18 protein-coding genes are annotated in these 15,037 nt (G+C 68.0%); 8 read left to right on the plus strand and 10 right to left on the minus strand.

Annotation, left to right across the window (positions count from 1 at the left end; translation table 11 throughout):
- Nucleotides 1–20: 20 nt before the first annotated feature.
- From EPL03_RS03170 to EPL03_RS03180, 3 genes are all read right to left on the minus strand, one after another.
- The gene (locus EPL03_RS03170) at nucleotides 21–776 is read right to left on the minus strand and encodes an ABC transporter ATP-binding protein (RefSeq protein WP_135827883.1); all 756 of its coding nucleotides are present in this window, start codon (nucleotides 774–776) and stop codon (nucleotides 21–23) included.
- Nucleotides 777–837: 61 nt separating this feature from the next.
- The gene (locus EPL03_RS03175) at nucleotides 838–2,460 is read right to left on the minus strand and encodes a hypothetical protein (protein WP_135827884.1); all 1,623 of its coding nucleotides are present in this window, start codon (nucleotides 2,458–2,460) and stop codon (nucleotides 838–840) included.
- Nucleotides 2,461–3,332: 872 nt separating this feature from the next.
- Nucleotides 3,333–3,590, minus strand: a complete 258-nt coding sequence (locus tag EPL03_RS03180) for a hypothetical protein (RefSeq protein WP_135827885.1) — start codon at nucleotides 3,588–3,590, stop codon at nucleotides 3,333–3,335.
- Between the two features lie 464 nt (nucleotides 3,591–4,054).
- Here EPL03_RS03180 and EPL03_RS03185 point away from each other — a divergent pair, with 464 nt between their 5' ends.
- Nucleotides 4,055–4,876, plus strand: a complete 822-nt coding sequence (locus tag EPL03_RS03185; RefSeq protein WP_135827886.1) for a lipoate--protein ligase family protein — start codon at nucleotides 4,055–4,057, stop codon at nucleotides 4,874–4,876.
- On the opposite strand, the gene EPL03_RS03190 is transcribed toward EPL03_RS03185, so the two are convergent.
- A complete protein-coding gene (locus EPL03_RS03190; RefSeq protein ID WP_135827887.1) occupies nucleotides 4,873–5,406 on the minus strand; it encodes a peroxiredoxin in 534 nt (177 codons plus the stop codon). The two genes, EPL03_RS03185 and EPL03_RS03190, sit on opposite strands and share 4 nt — an antisense overlap.
- Before the next feature lie 57 nt (nucleotides 5,407–5,463).
- Nucleotides 5,464–5,775, minus strand: a complete 312-nt coding sequence (locus tag EPL03_RS03195; protein ID WP_135827888.1) for a hypothetical protein — start codon at nucleotides 5,773–5,775, stop codon at nucleotides 5,464–5,466.
- A gap of 446 nt (nucleotides 5,776–6,221) precedes the next feature.
- On the opposite strand from EPL03_RS03195, the gene EPL03_RS03200 reads away from it, so the two are divergent.
- Complete coding sequence (locus EPL03_RS03200; RefSeq protein ID WP_135827889.1) at nucleotides 6,222–7,049, plus strand: deoxyribonuclease IV; 828 nt, start codon at nucleotides 6,222–6,224, stop codon at nucleotides 7,047–7,049.
- Nucleotides 7,050–7,126: 77 nt separating this feature from the next.
- Entirely contained in the window at nucleotides 7,127–7,306 is a 180-nt protein-coding gene (locus EPL03_RS03205; protein ID WP_135827890.1) for a hypothetical protein, read from the plus strand.
- A gap of 5 nt (nucleotides 7,307–7,311) precedes the next feature.
- Here EPL03_RS03205 and EPL03_RS03210 read toward each other — a convergent pair whose 3' ends face one another.
- Both EPL03_RS03210 and EPL03_RS03215 read right to left on the minus strand, forming a co-directional pair.
- On the minus strand, nucleotides 7,312–7,653 hold the full coding sequence (locus EPL03_RS03210; RefSeq protein ID WP_135827891.1) for an AzlD domain-containing protein: 342 nt from the start codon (nucleotides 7,651–7,653) through the stop codon (nucleotides 7,312–7,314).
- The gene (locus tag EPL03_RS03215; protein ID WP_135828571.1) at nucleotides 7,654–8,280 is read right to left on the minus strand and encodes an AzlC family ABC transporter permease; all 627 of its coding nucleotides are present in this window, start codon (nucleotides 8,278–8,280) and stop codon (nucleotides 7,654–7,656) included. It abuts the gene before it with no gap.
- A gap of 162 nt (nucleotides 8,281–8,442) precedes the next feature.
- Here EPL03_RS03215 and EPL03_RS03220 point away from each other — a divergent pair, with 162 nt between their 5' ends.
- Nucleotides 8,443–9,243, plus strand: a complete 801-nt coding sequence (locus EPL03_RS03220) for a class I SAM-dependent methyltransferase (protein WP_135827892.1) — start codon at nucleotides 8,443–8,445, stop codon at nucleotides 9,241–9,243.
- Between the two features lie 345 nt (nucleotides 9,244–9,588).
- On the opposite strand, the gene EPL03_RS03225 is transcribed toward EPL03_RS03220, so the two are convergent.
- The gene (locus tag EPL03_RS03225) at nucleotides 9,589–9,810 is read right to left on the minus strand and encodes a hypothetical protein (protein ID WP_135827893.1); all 222 of its coding nucleotides are present in this window, start codon (nucleotides 9,808–9,810) and stop codon (nucleotides 9,589–9,591) included.
- Between the two features lie 63 nt (nucleotides 9,811–9,873).
- On the opposite strand from EPL03_RS03225, the gene EPL03_RS03230 reads away from it, so the two are divergent.
- Nucleotides 9,874–10,737 (plus strand): universal stress protein, encoded by an 864-nt coding sequence (locus tag EPL03_RS03230; protein ID WP_135827894.1) that lies wholly within the window; start codon nucleotides 9,874–9,876, stop codon nucleotides 10,735–10,737.
- A 151-nt stretch (nucleotides 10,738–10,888) separates the two neighbouring features.
- On the opposite strand, the gene EPL03_RS03235 is transcribed toward EPL03_RS03230, so the two are convergent.
- Nucleotides 10,889–11,536: a DUF7095 family protein gene (locus EPL03_RS03235; RefSeq protein WP_135827895.1), complete on the minus strand. Its 648-nt coding sequence runs from the start codon at nucleotides 11,534–11,536 to the stop codon at nucleotides 10,889–10,891.
- A 226-nt stretch (nucleotides 11,537–11,762) separates the two neighbouring features.
- A complete protein-coding gene (locus EPL03_RS03240; protein WP_135827896.1) occupies nucleotides 11,763–11,957 on the minus strand; it encodes a hypothetical protein in 195 nt (64 codons plus the stop codon).
- Between the two features lie 115 nt (nucleotides 11,958–12,072).
- Between EPL03_RS03240 and EPL03_RS03245 the strand changes: the two genes are divergently transcribed.
- Genes EPL03_RS03245 through EPL03_RS03255 form a run of 3 tightly spaced genes read left to right on the plus strand, consistent with a single transcriptional unit; the run spans nucleotide 12,073 to nucleotide 14,947 of the window.
- Nucleotides 12,073–13,221, plus strand: coding sequence for a metal ABC transporter substrate-binding protein (locus EPL03_RS03245; protein WP_135827897.1), 1,149 nt, complete (start codon nucleotides 12,073–12,075; stop codon nucleotides 13,219–13,221).
- A complete protein-coding gene (locus tag EPL03_RS03250; protein WP_135827898.1) occupies nucleotides 13,218–13,997 on the plus strand; it encodes a metal ABC transporter ATP-binding protein in 780 nt (259 codons plus the stop codon). The genes EPL03_RS03245 and EPL03_RS03250 overlap by 4 nt, the downstream gene beginning before the upstream one ends.
- Nucleotides 13,994–14,947 carry a metal ABC transporter permease gene (locus EPL03_RS03255; protein WP_135827899.1) on the plus strand — a complete coding sequence of 318 codons (954 nt, stop codon included), beginning with the start codon at nucleotides 13,994–13,996 and terminating at the stop codon, nucleotides 14,945–14,947. The genes EPL03_RS03250 and EPL03_RS03255 overlap by 4 nt, the downstream gene beginning before the upstream one ends.
- Nucleotides 14,948–15,037 lie beyond the last annotated feature (90 nt).

Raw genomic sequence — 15,037 nt, forward strand, 5'->3', positions numbered from 1 at the left:
CCCCCGCAGCGACGACAGCGTCACCCTTCCGTTCGTGCGGTCTCGGTCGTGACCTCGAAGAAGACGTCCTCCAACGTGCTCTCTCCGCCGGTTTCCATCCGATCTTTGAGGGTCTCTGGGGGCCCTTCGGCGACCATTTGGCCCTCGTAGAGGATGCCGACCTCCGTAGCGAGTTCCTCGACGACGGGAAGGATGTGTGTCGACAGGAAAACGGTCGCGTCGTCGGCTGCCAGTTCGGTGATGGTTTCCCTGACCGTCCGAGCGGCCCGGGGGTCGAGCCCACTCGTCGGTTCGTCGAGGATGAGTACGTCCGGGTCGTGCAGCAACGCCTGAATCAACCCCGTCTTCTGTCGCATCCCTTTCGAGTAGGTCGAGATGCGGCTGTCGGCGTCGTCCGCGAGGTCGAAGCGGTCGAGCAACTCCCCAGTGCGTTGTTCGATGTCGGCGGCGTCCATGTCCCGGAGCCCGCCGTGGTATTCGAGCTGCTCACGTGCCGTCAACTCGTCGTAGATAGGGGGTGATTCGGGGAGATACCCGACGTGTCGAATCGCGGTCTCCCGCTCGGTGATCGGCTCGCCAACGATTCGTCCCGTGCCACTCGTCGGTCGGGTGAGCGACGTTAGCATTCGAATCGTCGTCGTCTTGCCCGCACCGTTCGGTCCCAGGAACCCGTAAACCGTTCCGGTCGCGACTTCGAGGTCGAGGTCCGCGACGGCCGTCGTCTCACCGTACTCCTTCGTGAGTTGGTCAGTGCTAATCGCTGGGTTGTTAGTCACGTTTGACACGTCCCGCGCCAGTCTCTTTTACCTATTGGTACGTTGATTTGAAATAATGGGGTCAGGGGAGCGCGTACTGCTCGTACGCTCGGACGCTTCGACGGTACGCGAGCAACGAGACGCCAGCGGCGAGCAGAACTGTCACAAGGAGCGAACCGGCCCCGGCAGTGACCGCCGGCGCTCTCGTTCCCCCGACGAACGCCATCCCGTACGTGACGGTCGCCGGGAGAACGAGCAGGCCGACCAACACCAACACTGCGACCAGTCGGAAGGAGACGTTTCTATCCGTGTGAACTGTCATGTCGGTGAACGGAATCGATATCGGCTGGAAGTCGTAATACGAGACCCGCAGTCCGAGTGCGACTACGAACAGGACGCCGGCCACCGAGAGCGCCACGCCAGCGAGTGCGGTCAGAACCAACTCTATCCGACTCAGCGGGCTCCAGACCCCGATTCCCACCACTGCGATGAACGTAATCGGTGTGCTCACCGTGGTCGCCGCCAGCACCGTCCCCTGAACGAATCTACGACCCGGCACCGTCGTCAGCGTCATCGGCAGCGAGGCGTATTCTGCCCCGAGGCAATCGACGCCGAAGGCGAGGACGGCCCCGACCGCGCACAGCGAGGCGAGTGCGACGACCGAGATGGCCGGTACCGCTCCGGTCGCGAGTATCGGAAGGTAGACCACGGGACCGACGAGGAGTACGAACCCCTGGTAGAGGAGTCCGCGCGGCAAGCGTCGCTCCTGCGTCCATCGCTTCCGCGCGACCGTCAGCGCCGGTCGCGGGACCCAGCCGGCGAACGCGTACTCGGCCAGTCCGTTGCCGACCAGCGGGCGCGAGCGATGCACTGCGGTCGTGCTCACGGAATCGGTAGTCAACGCGCGGTCGGCGAATCCCGTCGCGATCACCGTCAACACCGGAACGCCGATGATAGTCAGCCCGAGCGCAGCGAGGCCGCGACCGAAGCCGACCTCCGCGTTCGGGGCGGCCAGCAGTCCAAGGTCGACGAACCACGCGAACGGCACTGAACGCAGCCAATCCACGACTCGCTCGTTCGATACGGGTCCCTGAACGACCGTCGTCCACACGAGCAAGCCGAGCAAGAATGCGGCGACGTAGGCGTAGTTCCGATAGCGACGGAGACGTGGTGAGCGAAGGGTCGCGAACGTCGTCGCGAAGCTGACTGCGATGCCGAGTACAGTGGTGACCCCGACGAGACCTGCCACGGCGACGCCGATACTGCCTGCGCTGGCCGGTGACCCGGTGCCCACGGCGAACCCTGCCGCGACTCCGAGAACCACCGGGGAAAGGGGAGCGACGGTCCACGCGTACTCCACGATTCCGATGCCGAGGACCACCTCGCGAACCCGGACAGTCGTCAGGAGGTGGTCGACGTTGAGCCGAGCGATTCGCCTGGAGGCTCCCTGAATCCCGGTCCACAGGAACATCGCCGAGGCGGCGACAACCGCCGTCCGTAGAGCGCGAACCGGGACCGAGACGCTCTTGGCGGCCAACGACTGCCCGAAGACGTACGCCCCGACGCCACCTCCGATAGAGAGCCCGACGAGAGCGATGGCGAGGACGGCACGCCACGCCGAGGACCGTCCCGGCCGTCTCCGACTCCGGGCGTGTTCGACGCGTGCGATTTGGACGCTCCGACGAAGCCACGACGGAGGAGTCATCGTGTCTCGACCCCGTTCGCCACTACTATCGAAATCCGCCGACCATCTCGTCGGTACCGAGAGCCGACGCTCGCCGGGGGCCGGTCGATTCGGCTGTTGGTCGCCGTCGTTCGTCCGCGACCAACGCGACGCGGGCTGTCGATTGAACTGTCCATCGGGGATATCTGTACGCCGAAATATTATTTATCTTTTGTCCATAAAGAATATTTCACATTATTGGGGAAGCGATTATATCCGGCTGGCCACCGACCGCACTCGGAAGTCCCCCGTCTCTGTGCCGGTAGCTCGCTTGAGTCTACAGAACTACGACGCGTCCCGCGTTAGGTAGCACGGGGGCGGAATCGCAAACAGTTGCTGTGAACCGATAGCCGTCGAACGCTCACGTCACGTAGTACGTATGTCCCGCTCGACGGTGCGCCGACTGCTCTCCGCTGACCCAGTCGATTTCACGGAGACCAGGTCCGTTCTCGCTGGCTCCGTGCAGGTCGCGTTGGCCGCCGTCGAGTTCGGAGTGATGCTGATGGTGTCGGGCAGTCAGGTCTCGCTGGCGTCGTCCGGACCGGACTCGTCGCCGAACAACTCGACGCAGACCGACGCCCACGCTCGGGTTCGCTTTCCGCGCTTCCCATCGAATCGGGTCAGGTCCATACCTTGTTTAGGTTAGCCTAAAATAATAGTTCTTTCGCTACTCCGTCTCGGCTATCTGCGTGAAGTGCTACAACACCTGTTCGTAGAAGAGCGGGACGCGATTTCCGTTTTTCAGCAACGACCGAGCAGCGCGCGTGATAGTTCCGAAAGCGCTTGTACACCGACCGAAGTCGCTGTCTCGGCCCGTCCGAATTCTCGCCGGTTGGGACGGTCGTTCCGACGACTCACCAGAGTACCGTCGACATGAAGTAGACGAAGATGACCGTCACGACGAACGACGCTACGAGCAGATAAGTCGATGCGGGACTGGTCCCGTCGTCGAACTCGTGAGGCTTCCGGTACGCGAGGACGCCTGCACCGATGCTGAACAGTCCGAGACCGATCCCCGCCGCACCTCCGAGCCCGAACCCGGTTTCGACGACGGTCGTCGCATTATCGACGACGAAGACCACGCCCAATAGCAGGTAAAAGTACGCGAACACGGACGCCCGTCGCACCGTCGGTAACGAACTGGCTTGGATAGGGGTGAACATCCGATATCCATTTCTCCACTCATAATATTTATATTTTCTATACTATTTCTGAATGGCCTGGGGGGAAGTAGTTCGTCGTCGGACTTCCGTACCACTCGATGACTATCGGGGGAGATCGGCCGGTTCGGCGCGTTCGACTGGTCACCGAACGGCTTCGTGCGGGTCAGTACGCGCGTTCTTCCGTGAGCGGTTCGTTCCCGGTTCCACGACCGGTGCATCCGCGACCGTGACGGCATCTACAACCGTTCGGACATCCGTACGCCACTATTCCCTGCCCGTGTGAACCACACCTACAACAGCTATCCGGGCCGAAATCCCCGCCGGAGTTTTGCTTGAACGGCTGAGAAACGCTTCTACGATACTATCCGCGCCCACTCCGCAATCCACTTGGCCCCCTCGCGCGAACCCCGGGTATGGCGCTGTCCGACCGCGAGTGGCGACTGGTCCGCGAGGAGTCGTGGGACGGCCCGCTCGCCATGGCACTCGACGAGATCGCCGCCGAGACGGCCGCCGACGGCGGCCCCCGGACGGTCCGGGTGTATCGGTGGGAGCCCAGTACCCTCTCGCTGGGCTATCGACAGGACCCCGACACGGTGGACTGGGAGTTCTGCGAGCGCGAGGACGTCACGGTCACCCGGCGTCCCACGGGCGGCGGCGGTATCTACCACGACCAGTGGGGCGACATCTCCTACTCCATCGTCGCGCCCGCCGACGAACTGCCGGGCGACCTGATGGAGACGTACGAACTGCTCTGTGCGCCCATCTTCGACGCCTTCGACCGGCTCGGCGTCGACGCCCGGTTCACCGACGAACAACTCCCCGCCGTCCACCAGCCCGCGTGCTACCTCCGGGAACTCCACCCGGCCCACGACGTCGTGGCCGGCGACGACGCGCGCAAGATTTCGGGCAACGCCCAGTACCGGCGGAAGGACGCGGTCATCCAGCACGGCTCGCTCCGGTTCGACCTCGACCCCGAGCGCCACCTCTCGACGTTCGCCGACCCCGACACCACCCCGGCCGAGTTCCGCGAGCGCGTGACCACGATGCGCGAGCAGTCGGGCGCGAGCAGGTCAGAGGCCGTCGACGCGGTCGAGGAGGCGCTCGCCGACTGGGCCGACGCCGAGGAGGGCGGATGGACCGACGCGGAACTGGCGGCCGCCGAGGAGCGGGCCGAAACGAAGTTCGCCAGCGAGGCGTGGGTCCGCGACCGCGAGGACCCCACGGACGGGGATTAGAACCCGAACGCCTCGTCGCCCTCGTCACCGAACTCCTCGGCGATGGCCTCGTGTATCTCCGAGACGGGCGGCTTGTCCCGGGTGGGGTCCAGCGAGTGCTCGCTCATCCAGACGTACCGGACGACGCCGTCGGTGTCGAGCAGGAAACACGACCGGCGCGAGCGCCGGACCAGCTTGAACACCCGGTAGTCGACGTCGAACGCCGACGCGAGTTCGAGGTCGGTGTCGGCGAACAGCGGGAACTGGAGGTTGAGGTAGTCGATGAACTTCTCGTGGGTGTAGGCCCGGGACCTGCTCGCGCCGATGACCTGGACGGTCTCGCCGCTGGCGAACCAGTCGTAGTCGCGGAACGAACACCACTCCTCGACGCAGTCCGGGCTGAAGTCGTTGGTGTAGAACGTGAGCAGGACCGGCCCCTCGTCGAGCAGGTCCGAGAGCGAGACCTCCTCGGTGGTACCGTCGGGGTGGACCAGCGTCTCGCTCACGTCTTGGACCTGTTCGCCCACGTCGAGTCCGGTTGCGTCGGCCATGTGTAGGGCCACAGATTCCGGGTAGAAAGCGCTTTGGTCGGTGGTAAGTCTCGGGCCCTACGTCGCCCGGGTCCGGTAGTAGCTCCGCTCGCCCTCGCCGGCGTCGACCACGCGCCGCTCCAGCGCACCGTGGTCGACGAGTCGGTCGAGGATGGCGCTCACGGTGGCGAGGTCGACGAGACACCCAACCAGTTCGTCGTCGACCGGGCGCTCGACGTTGGCCTCCGACCAGCCGGTCTCCATCACGGCCTCGGTGACCTCCCGGACGTTGTACGCCCGCTCGTCGTTGTTCCGCAGGAACGCGACGATTCGCTCCTCGATGGAGTAGCGCTCGCTCCCCCGCTCGAAGGCGTCGATGCTGATTGGCACGGGCGGGGTACGGCGCGGGCGTCGATAAGGCGTGTGGCTGGCGGGGGTGACGTGCGAATCGCGGTCGTGGAGGCTGTTGTGGGGGTCGCGGTCGCGGTGCGGTACTCAGTGGCTCAAGCGATAGTTCGCTTCTCGTTCCAGTTCCGGAGGCGATTCGATTCGATTCGTTCCAACTCCGGAAGTGAAGGCGATTCGAAGCTAGCTACTGCCTCGACAAATGAGTGACCGCGACCGCACAGCGAGAGCCTCACGCCTCCCCAGCCTCGGGGCGCATGAACGCGCCCCTCCCTCGCGCGCGTTGCTCGCGCGCGCCGACCAAGTACGGTCCGGTTCCCACTCGTTGAACGAAGGTCCCTTCCCACTCCCGGATGGACTGAATCGCCCCGGACGATTTCCGTTCCGCCGGTTCCGAACTCCTTTTGCCCCCGCCATCCCTGCTGGGACACATGAACGTCGGAGCGCACGTCTCCATCGCGGGCGGGGTGGACAACGCCATCGAGAACCAGGTCGAGGTCGGCGGCAACTGCGGGCAGATATTCACCCACTCCCCGCAGGTGTGGCAGGACCCGAACGTCGGCGACGAGGAGGCCGCCGCCTTCCGCGACGGGTCGGCCACCGAGGACCTCGGCCCGTGGGTCATCCACTCGTCGTACCTCGTGAACCTCTGTACGCCCAAAAACGACCTCCGAAAGAAGTCCATCGACTCGATGCAGAAGGAGGTCGACGCCGCCGCCAAACTCGACATCCCGTACGTCAACGTCCACCTCGGCGCACACACCGGCGCGGGCGTCGACGCCGGCCTCGACAACGCCGCGAGCGCGCTCGACGAACTCGAAATCCCCGAGGGCGTGACCGTCCTCGTCGAGAGCGACGCCGGGAGCGGCACCAAGCTCGGCGGCGACTTCGAGCATCTCGCGGCGGTGCTCGACCGCTCCGCACAGGACCTCGACGTCTGTCTCGACACCGCCCACGCGTTCGCGGCGGGCTACGACCTCTCCAGCGCCGAGGCGGTCGAGGAGACGGTCGCGGAGTTCGACGACGTGGTCGGGCTGGAGCACCTGGAGTGCATCCACCTCAACGACTCCAAACACGACTGCGGCACCAACAAGGACGAACACGCCCACGTCGGCGAGGGACGCATCGGCGAGGAGGGGATGGAGACCATCGTGAACCACCCGGACCTCGACGACGTGCCGCTGGTCCTCGAAACCCCCCACGAGGACGGCAAGGGCTTCGCGTGGAACGTCGAGCGCGTCCGGGAACTGCGCGAGTAGCCCCCACGGGACTGCGAGAGCGGTGCGGGAACTGAAACGTCACCAACGACTTTGTGCTCCGAGGTCCCACGTCCACTATGCGCTCACAGTCGATAGCGGGCACGGCGGTCGGCGTCCTCGCGTTCCTGGTCGGACTGGTCGGCTACGTGGCGTTCGGCTGGCGGTTCGGCGACGGGGCGTCGAACCCGCTCACGTTCGGCCTCGCCGTCGTCGCGGTGGCGGTCGCCGTCGGCCTGACCGTTCGGGACCGCCTCTGAGTCGGTCACGCGAGCAGGTAGCTCACCGCCCACAGCGCGCTCATTCCCGCGACCAGCGTCGCCGCGACGTCCCCGGTGTACCACGCGACGGCGGCCGCGACGGCGGCGGCCAGCGGGCGCGGATTCGACGCCGAGAGCGCGACCGTCCCCTCGGGTGCGACGACGTCGGGCGCGACCAGCGCGGCCAGCACCGCCGCCGGCACGAACCGGAGCGCGCGCTCGACGCCCTCGGGAACCTCGTCGAAGCGACCGAACAGCGCCACGAATGACACCCTGATGGCGTAGGTGCCGAGGCCGGCGACGAGGATGACGAGCCACAACACCGGGCCGTCGAGTCGGGCCGCCATCTACCCCACCTCCTCGGTCACGAGTCCGCCGGCGATGCCCGCGACGGCGGCGGTTATCAGTCCGAGGTTGAACGGGAAGCCGGCGGCCGCGACCGCGACGCTCCCGCCGACCACGGCGGCGACGGCGGTCGAGCGGTCGGTGACCGCCGGAATCACCAGTGCCAGGAAGACGAGCGGCACGGCGAAGTCGAGGTGCCAGCCGTCGGGGACGCCCGACCCGAGCGCGATGCCCGCGACCGTGGCGACCTGCCACATCAGCCATATCGGGCCGGCGACCCCGAGGAAGTACCACTTCCGGGAGACGTCGTCGTCGTTCTCGAACTCGAATATCGAGGCGGCGTACGCCTGGTCGGTGAGCAGGTACGACAGCAGCGCCTTCCACCGGGCCGACAGCCGCTCGAAGTGGGGCGCAATCGAGGCGCTGTACATCATCATCCGGAGGTTGATGACGAGGACCGTCGCCACGACCACCGCGGCCGGCGCGTTCTGGCCGACGAGTTCGACCGCCGCGAGCTGGGAGGCCCCGGCGAAGATGACGACCGACATGGCGACAGTCTCGACTACCGGAACGTCCGACCCGACCGCCGCGACGCCGAAGACCATGCCGAACGGCGCGACCCCGAGCATCAGCGGCAGGGCGACCCGAGCCCCCGATAGGAAGTCCGACCGTGGTGACGACACGCCCGGAGGTAGGTCGGCCTCGGGCCATCAAGCTTGGCTTTTCGGCGAACCCGCCGCTCGACCGCCCCGCTTTTGAGTCTCCCGTCCCAACCCCAGTCAGAGACAGCCGTGCGACAGTTCTCCGCAGACTACCTCAAGAATACCCGCCGCGGGATGTGGGACGACCGGTCGGCGCTGGCCGACCTCGACCTCGGGGGCCGCGAGCGCGTCCTCGACGTCGGCTGTGGCACGGGCGAACTCTCGGGCGTCCTGGCCGCGGAGTCGTCCGCCGAGGTCGTGGGCTGTGACGCCGACCCGTCGCTGCTCGCGGTCGCCCGCGAGCAGGCCGACGTCGAGGCCGTGGCGGGCGACGCGCTCCGATTGCCCTTCCGGGAGAACTCGTTCGACCTCGTAGTGTGTCAGGCGCTGCTCATCAACCTCCCCGAGCCCGCTCTCGCGGTCCGGGAGTTCCGGCGGGTCTCCTCGGACCTCGTGGCCGCCGTCGAGCCCGACAACGCGGCGGTGTCGGTCGAGTCGACCGTCGACGCCGAGTCGGCGCTGGCGGCCCGCGCTCGCCGGGCCTACCTCGACGGGGTCGAAACCGACGTGACGCTGGGCGGGGCGGGCACCCGCGAGGCGTTCGAAGATGCGGGACTGGCGGACATCTCCACCCGGCGACACGTCCACGCGCGGACGGTCGAACCACCGTACGCCGAGCGCGACCTGCGCGCGGCCCGCCGGAAGGCCAGCGGCGAGGGGTTGGCCGACGACCGGGCCACCCTGCTGGCGGGCGACCTCTCGGCCGAGGGTTACGACGACCTCCGGACCGACTGGCGCGAGATGGGTCGGGAAGTCGTCGAGCAGATGCGCGCCGAGTCGTATCGGCGCGCCGAGGTGGTCCCGTTCTACGTGACGGTCGGGTCGGTGTGACCGTCGACTGCACCCGTTTCCTCGCGGCCGTGTTCCGAGGCCCAGTTCGAACTCTGGCACGCGATTCTGGACGCGACGGCTCGCGCCGACTCCTATTTTTCCACGTCGGCGCGTGCTGGCGCGACCCGCAAGTGGTCGCGCCATCTCGCGCGAGGGAGGCGAGCGCGTTCAGGCGCTCGCCGAGGCTGGGGAGGGGTGAGGCTCCCGCTGGGCGGTCGTGGTGCGGGGCGGGTGCGGGGCGGGTGCGGGGCGGTGCGGGGCGGGTGCGGATGCCCTCGGCGGACTGAAAGGGCGAGGCGCGCTCGCGTTCATCGTGGTCGTCTCAGCGACCTCTCTCCGTCGCAACTACGTCCGTCGGAGATGTCGCTGAGCGACCGCGAGCGGGCCGAGGGCTTTCGGGAAGTTGATTGCTGTTCTGTCGTCGGAGAGCGGGCCGAGGGCTTTCGGGAAGTTGATTGCTGTCCTGTCGTCGGAGAGCGGGCCGAGGGCTCTCGGGAAGTTGATTGCTGTCCTGTCGTCGCAGTGCGCGCCGAGGGCTCTCGGGCGTTCGATTTCGGAACTATTCACCTCTCTGAACACGCTCCCTTCGCAGACCGAACTTCTTTGTCGGCTCGCGACCACTTTCGAACTATGTTCGAGGAGATTCTCCTGCCGGTCGACGGGAGCGAGGGGACCGACGAGGCGGTCGCGCACGCGCTCGACGTCGCCGAGCGGTTCGACGCCACCGCCTCCGTCGTCCACGTCGCCGACACCAACCGCGACAGCGTGACCGTCGTCGGGACCGAGGTCGTCGACGCGCTCGAACGCGAGGGCGAGGAGATCGTCGAGTCGACGGCCGAGACCGCCCGGCGTCGCGGCGTCGACGTCAGGACCGAGGTGGTGCAGGGCGACCCCGCGTCCGCCATCGCCGAGTACGCGGCCGAGCGCGGGATGGACCTCGTGGCGATGCCGACCCACGGCCGGAGCACCATCGGCGAGTACGTCCTGGGGAGCGTCACCGAGCGCGTGGTGCGACTCGCCGAGGTGCCGGTGCTCACCGTCCGAACGCGGGGCGAGGCCCGGACGGCGTTCCCCTACGAGAGCGTGCTGGTGGCGACCGACGGCAGCGAGGCCGCCCGCGCCGCGACCGACCGGGGCGTCGAACTCGCGGCCGCGCTCGACGCGGCCGTCCAGGCAGTGTCGGTGGTCGACGACGCCTCGCTCGGCCCCGACGTGCGCTCGGAAGCTGCGAGTCGGAAGCTCGACGGCGACGCGACCGAGGCCGCGAGCGCGGCGGCCGACCGCGCTCGCGAGGCGGGCGTCGAGGACGTCGCCGAGACCGTCCGGCACGGCGACGTTCACGGGGAGATTCTGGCGGCCGTCGAGGAGACCGACGCCGACGCGGTCGTGCTGGGCACCTCGGGCCGCGGCGGCGTCGACCGGGTCCTGCTCGGGAGCGTCGCCGAGCGCGTCGTCCGCACCTCGCCGGTGCCGGTTCTGACCGTCCCGCGATAGCGTCCAGTCCCGCGAGATTTTAAGTACGGGGACGGGACCAAACGGGGCCGTGACCTGACCGTCGCCGCGCGGCGGTCGAGACGGGAGCGCCGTGCGCCCCGCGCGGACGAGCGAAGCCTGCACGGCCTGCTCGTAACCTCGGTAGCTACGGCTACACCACGTCGCCGCGCACGGTCGCGCCGTCTTGGCGCTTCCGGTAGGACTCGACGGCCGCCGCCGCCTCCTGGGTGTTCTCCGGGTCCATTCCCAGCATCTCCAGTGCGTCGGGCAGCGTGGGGAAGGCGAGTTCGCTCTCGCGCAGTTTCCGGAGCGCCTCGTCGCTGCGCTGGCCCTCCGCCCAGAGGCAGACCCCACGAGGGTCGAGTATCTGTTCGTAGTCGTCCCGGGCGATGGCTCCGTCCAACCGCTGGGTCACGTTGTCCTCGAAACTGGAGTTGCAGACCTCGAGGTGGACCGGGTCGTCCTCCGGCAACAGGTGCGCGGCCAGACACTTCTCGGGCGCGGCGTAGCCCGCGTCGTTCGCCCGGAGATACTCGGGGTGTTCGTCGGCCCACTCCGCCCGGACGGTCTTGCCCACGCCCTCGATGCCGTGGGTCCGCTCGAACCGCTCGGCAGCGCCGCCGTCGTCGCCCCGGAGGAGGACGTCCTTGGTGAGGTAGACGTCCAGTCGCTCGACGGGGTCGAGTCCGAGTGCCGCGTCGCCGTAGACCCACAGCTCCCGCACCGGGACCGGCATGGTCTCGTCTTCGACGGCGGCGAGGATTTGCTCGGCCCGCTCGATGGCGTCGTCTCGGTTCATCACCTGCGGGTTCGCGTTCCGCCGGGTTAACGATGGCGCGTCGGTGTGGAACTCCCGCGGTCGAGCTATCGACGAGTTCGGCGAGGCGGAGCCTCTCGTCGAACTTCTGGGGCGTTTCGGCGGGCGCTCGCCAGTCCGTGCTGCACTCCGAACGCGAGAGATGAATCTCATGTCGATATATAGAATCCGGTTCTACGGGACCCTTCGACGTCTCCCGGATTAGCCGTCATCTGGACGAGTCGTCCTCGCTCAGCAGGTCGCGGATGTCGTCCTCGTCGAGCAGGTCGACGAGACTCCCGCCCTGCTCCCACTCGCGGCGCTCGGCGTCGGTCAGCCAGTTCGAGGGGTCCCGTCCGTCGGCGTCCATCAGGTCCGAGAGCTTGTCGTCGAGGTCTTCGGGGTCGTATCCACCCACCGGCATAGCGGTAGTACGTCGGATGTTACCTTAGACCATTCGGCGGACGGGCGGTGTTTGGTTAACAATAGGAGCTATTCGAATCACAGGGATTATTAACTAGCTCGATAGTCTTATTAACATGGTGGAGTACACCCGACGACGGATGGTAGAGACGACCGCGAGCGCGCTCGCGGTCGGGTCGTTCGCTGGCTGCCTGAGCGACGCATCGTTCGCGTCCGACCGCGACGCCGACGAACCGACCGCGCAGGCGTCGTTCTTCGTGTTCGGCGACTTCGCGTCGCAGGTGGCCGGCGACGTCGCGACGGCCGAGACCCTCGTTCCGGTGGGCCAGCACGGCCACGGCTGGGAGCCCGGACCGCAGATTCAGGGCGACGTGCTCGACGCCGACCTGTTCGTTCGCGGCGTCGACGGGTTCCAGCCGTGGGCCGACGACATGGCCGGGAACGTCCGCGAGGACGGCGGGGACACCGCGCTCGTGGATGTCGGGTCGAACGTCGACCTGCTCGTGGCCGGGAGCCGCGGGGACGGGAACCACGACGGCGGGGGCCACGAGAGCCACGACGAAGGAGGAGGTCACGACGAAGCAGGGCACGACGGGACGACGGACCACGGCGGCCACGACGAGACGCATCACGGTGACGGTGGTGACCACGAGGGGACCGCTCACGAGGGACACGACGAGGAGAGTAGCCACGACGGAGAAGACGGCCACGACCACGCCGGCGGGACCGACCCGCACTTCTGGCTCGACCCGCTCCGGGCGAAGCGTGCGGTCGAGACGGTACGCGAGGGGTTCGCGAGCGTCGACGGGGCGAACGCGGACGCCTACGCGGAGAACGCCGACGCGTACGCCTCGCGGCTCGACGACCTCCACGCGTCGTTCGAGTCCGCGCTCGACGGCGCTTCGAAGGACGTGATACTCGTGGCCGGCCACGACGCCTTCGGCTACTTCGCCGACCGATACGGCTTCGAGGTCGCGACGCTGACCGGCGTCTCGCCCGACGGCGCGCCGACGCCGAAGGACGTCGAGACCGCCCAGCAGGTGATCGCGGACCACGACCTCGACCACGTCCTCGCGGACCCGCTGGCGTCCCAGCGGGCGGCCGACCAGCTCGTCGCGGAGACTGACGCCGGGTCGGTGCTCCCGCTGACGTCGATTCCCGGTCGGACCGACGAGTGGGCCGACCGGGGCTGGGGCTACGTCGACGTCATGACCGAAATCAATCTTCCGACCCTGGAGCGGGCGCTCGGGGCGCCAGAGCAGTGACCGCGAGGTCCGGCGACGGGTCGGAGGCGTCACCGCCGGCACTCCGCGCCGAGGACGTCACCTTTGGCTTCGGTCCCGAACCGGTGGTCGAGGACGTCTCGCTGACGGTCGCCCCCGGCGCGTTCCTCGGCGTGGTCGGGCCGAACGGGTCGGGCAAGAGCACGCTGCTCGAACTCCTGCTGGGCCTGCGCAGCCCCGACGACGGGTCGGTCCGGCTGTTCGGCGAGCCCGCCGAGTCGTTCGACGACGGCGAGCGCGTCGCCTACGTCGCCCAGGACGTCGCGGGCGCGGTGCGGGAGATGCCCGTCACGGTCCGGGAGGCGGTCCGGATGGGCCGGTACCCCCGTCGCCTCGTCGGGCGGTTCTCCGAGGCCGACCGTCGGGCCGTCGCGGACGCGCTCGACCGGGTCGGCATCGCGGACCTCGCCGACCGGCGCGTCTGCCGACTCTCGGGCGGCCAGCGCCAGCGGGTGTTCATCGCGCGTGCGCTCGCGGCCGAGGCCGACCTGCTCGCGCTCGACGAACCGGCGGTCGGGGTCGACGCCCGGTCGCGCGAGGCGTTCTACGCGATGCTGGCCGACCTGAACGCGGCGGGACTGACGGTCGTCCTCGTGGAACACGACGTCGGCGTCGTGACGACCCACGCCAGCGAAATCGCGTGTCTGAACCGCCGACTGTACTTCCACGGCGACCCCGCCGAGTTCGCCGAGACCGACGCGCTCGCGTCGGCCTACGGGGCGGACCAGCGCGTCCTCCGCCACGACCACGAGCCATGACGCGGGGGATTCTCGCGGGCGACGTCTGCGTCGCTCCGCTGGCGCTCGCCGACTGGCCGTTCGCGCTGCTCGAATGGATGTTGGCGGTCTTCGGCGCGGGGATGGACTGGCTCGCGGGCGCGCTCGGCGTCCGGATGCTCGGCTATCCGTACATGCAGCGGGCGTACCTCGCGGTCGTCTGCATCGGAATCGTCGGGCCCCTGGTCGGCACGTTCCTCGTCCACCGCGAGATGGCGATGATCGGCGACACGCTCGCTCACACCGCGTTCGCGGGGGTCGCGGTCGGACTGTTCGCCAACGGCGTCCTCTCGGTGTCGGTCCCGCCGCTGGCGACGGCGATGGTCGTCGCGATGGGGACGGCGCTGCTCGTGGAGCTGCTCGTCGAGTCCGCGGACGCCCACAGCGACACGTCGCTGGCCATCGTCCTGACCGGTGGCTTCGCGGTCGGGAGCGTGCTCGTCACGGCCACCGACGGCGGCATCGCGGTCGGCATCGACGCCTACCTGTTCGGGAGCCTCGCCACGGTCTCGACGGCCAACGTCGGGCTCCTGCTGGCGATGACCGGCCTCGTGTCGGGGCTGGTCGGCGCGGCGTACCGACCGCTCCTCTTCGCCACGTTCGACGAGACCGCCGCCCGCGCCGCCCGCATCGACGTGTCTTCGTACAACCGGCTGCTGGTCGTCCTGACCGCCGCGGTGGTCGTGAGCGCGATGCAGATTCTCGGCGTCATCCTCGTCGCCGCGATGCTCGTGGTCCCGGTCGCGGCCGCCGCGCGGGTCGCTCGGACGTTCAAGCAGTCGCTGCTGCTCGCGGTCCTCGCGGCGGAGTTGGCGGGCGTCGTCGGCGTCACCGCTTCGTACCAGTACGGGCTGGCAGCTGGTGGGTCTATCGTGCTGGCCGCTATCGCGGTGTACGCCGGTACGCTGACAGTCGGTCGGTTTCGCGGCTGAGCCGGCTGTCGGCGAACCGCGAATCCGGGGCCGCGGCGAAATCGGACTCACGCGCCGAATCCGAGAATTATTCGATATATTATCTTTCTG

This window comes from Halorussus halobius (genome assembly GCF_004765805.1).
Lineage (GTDB): Archaea > Halobacteriota > Halobacteria > Halobacteriales > Haladaptataceae > Halorussus > Halorussus halobius.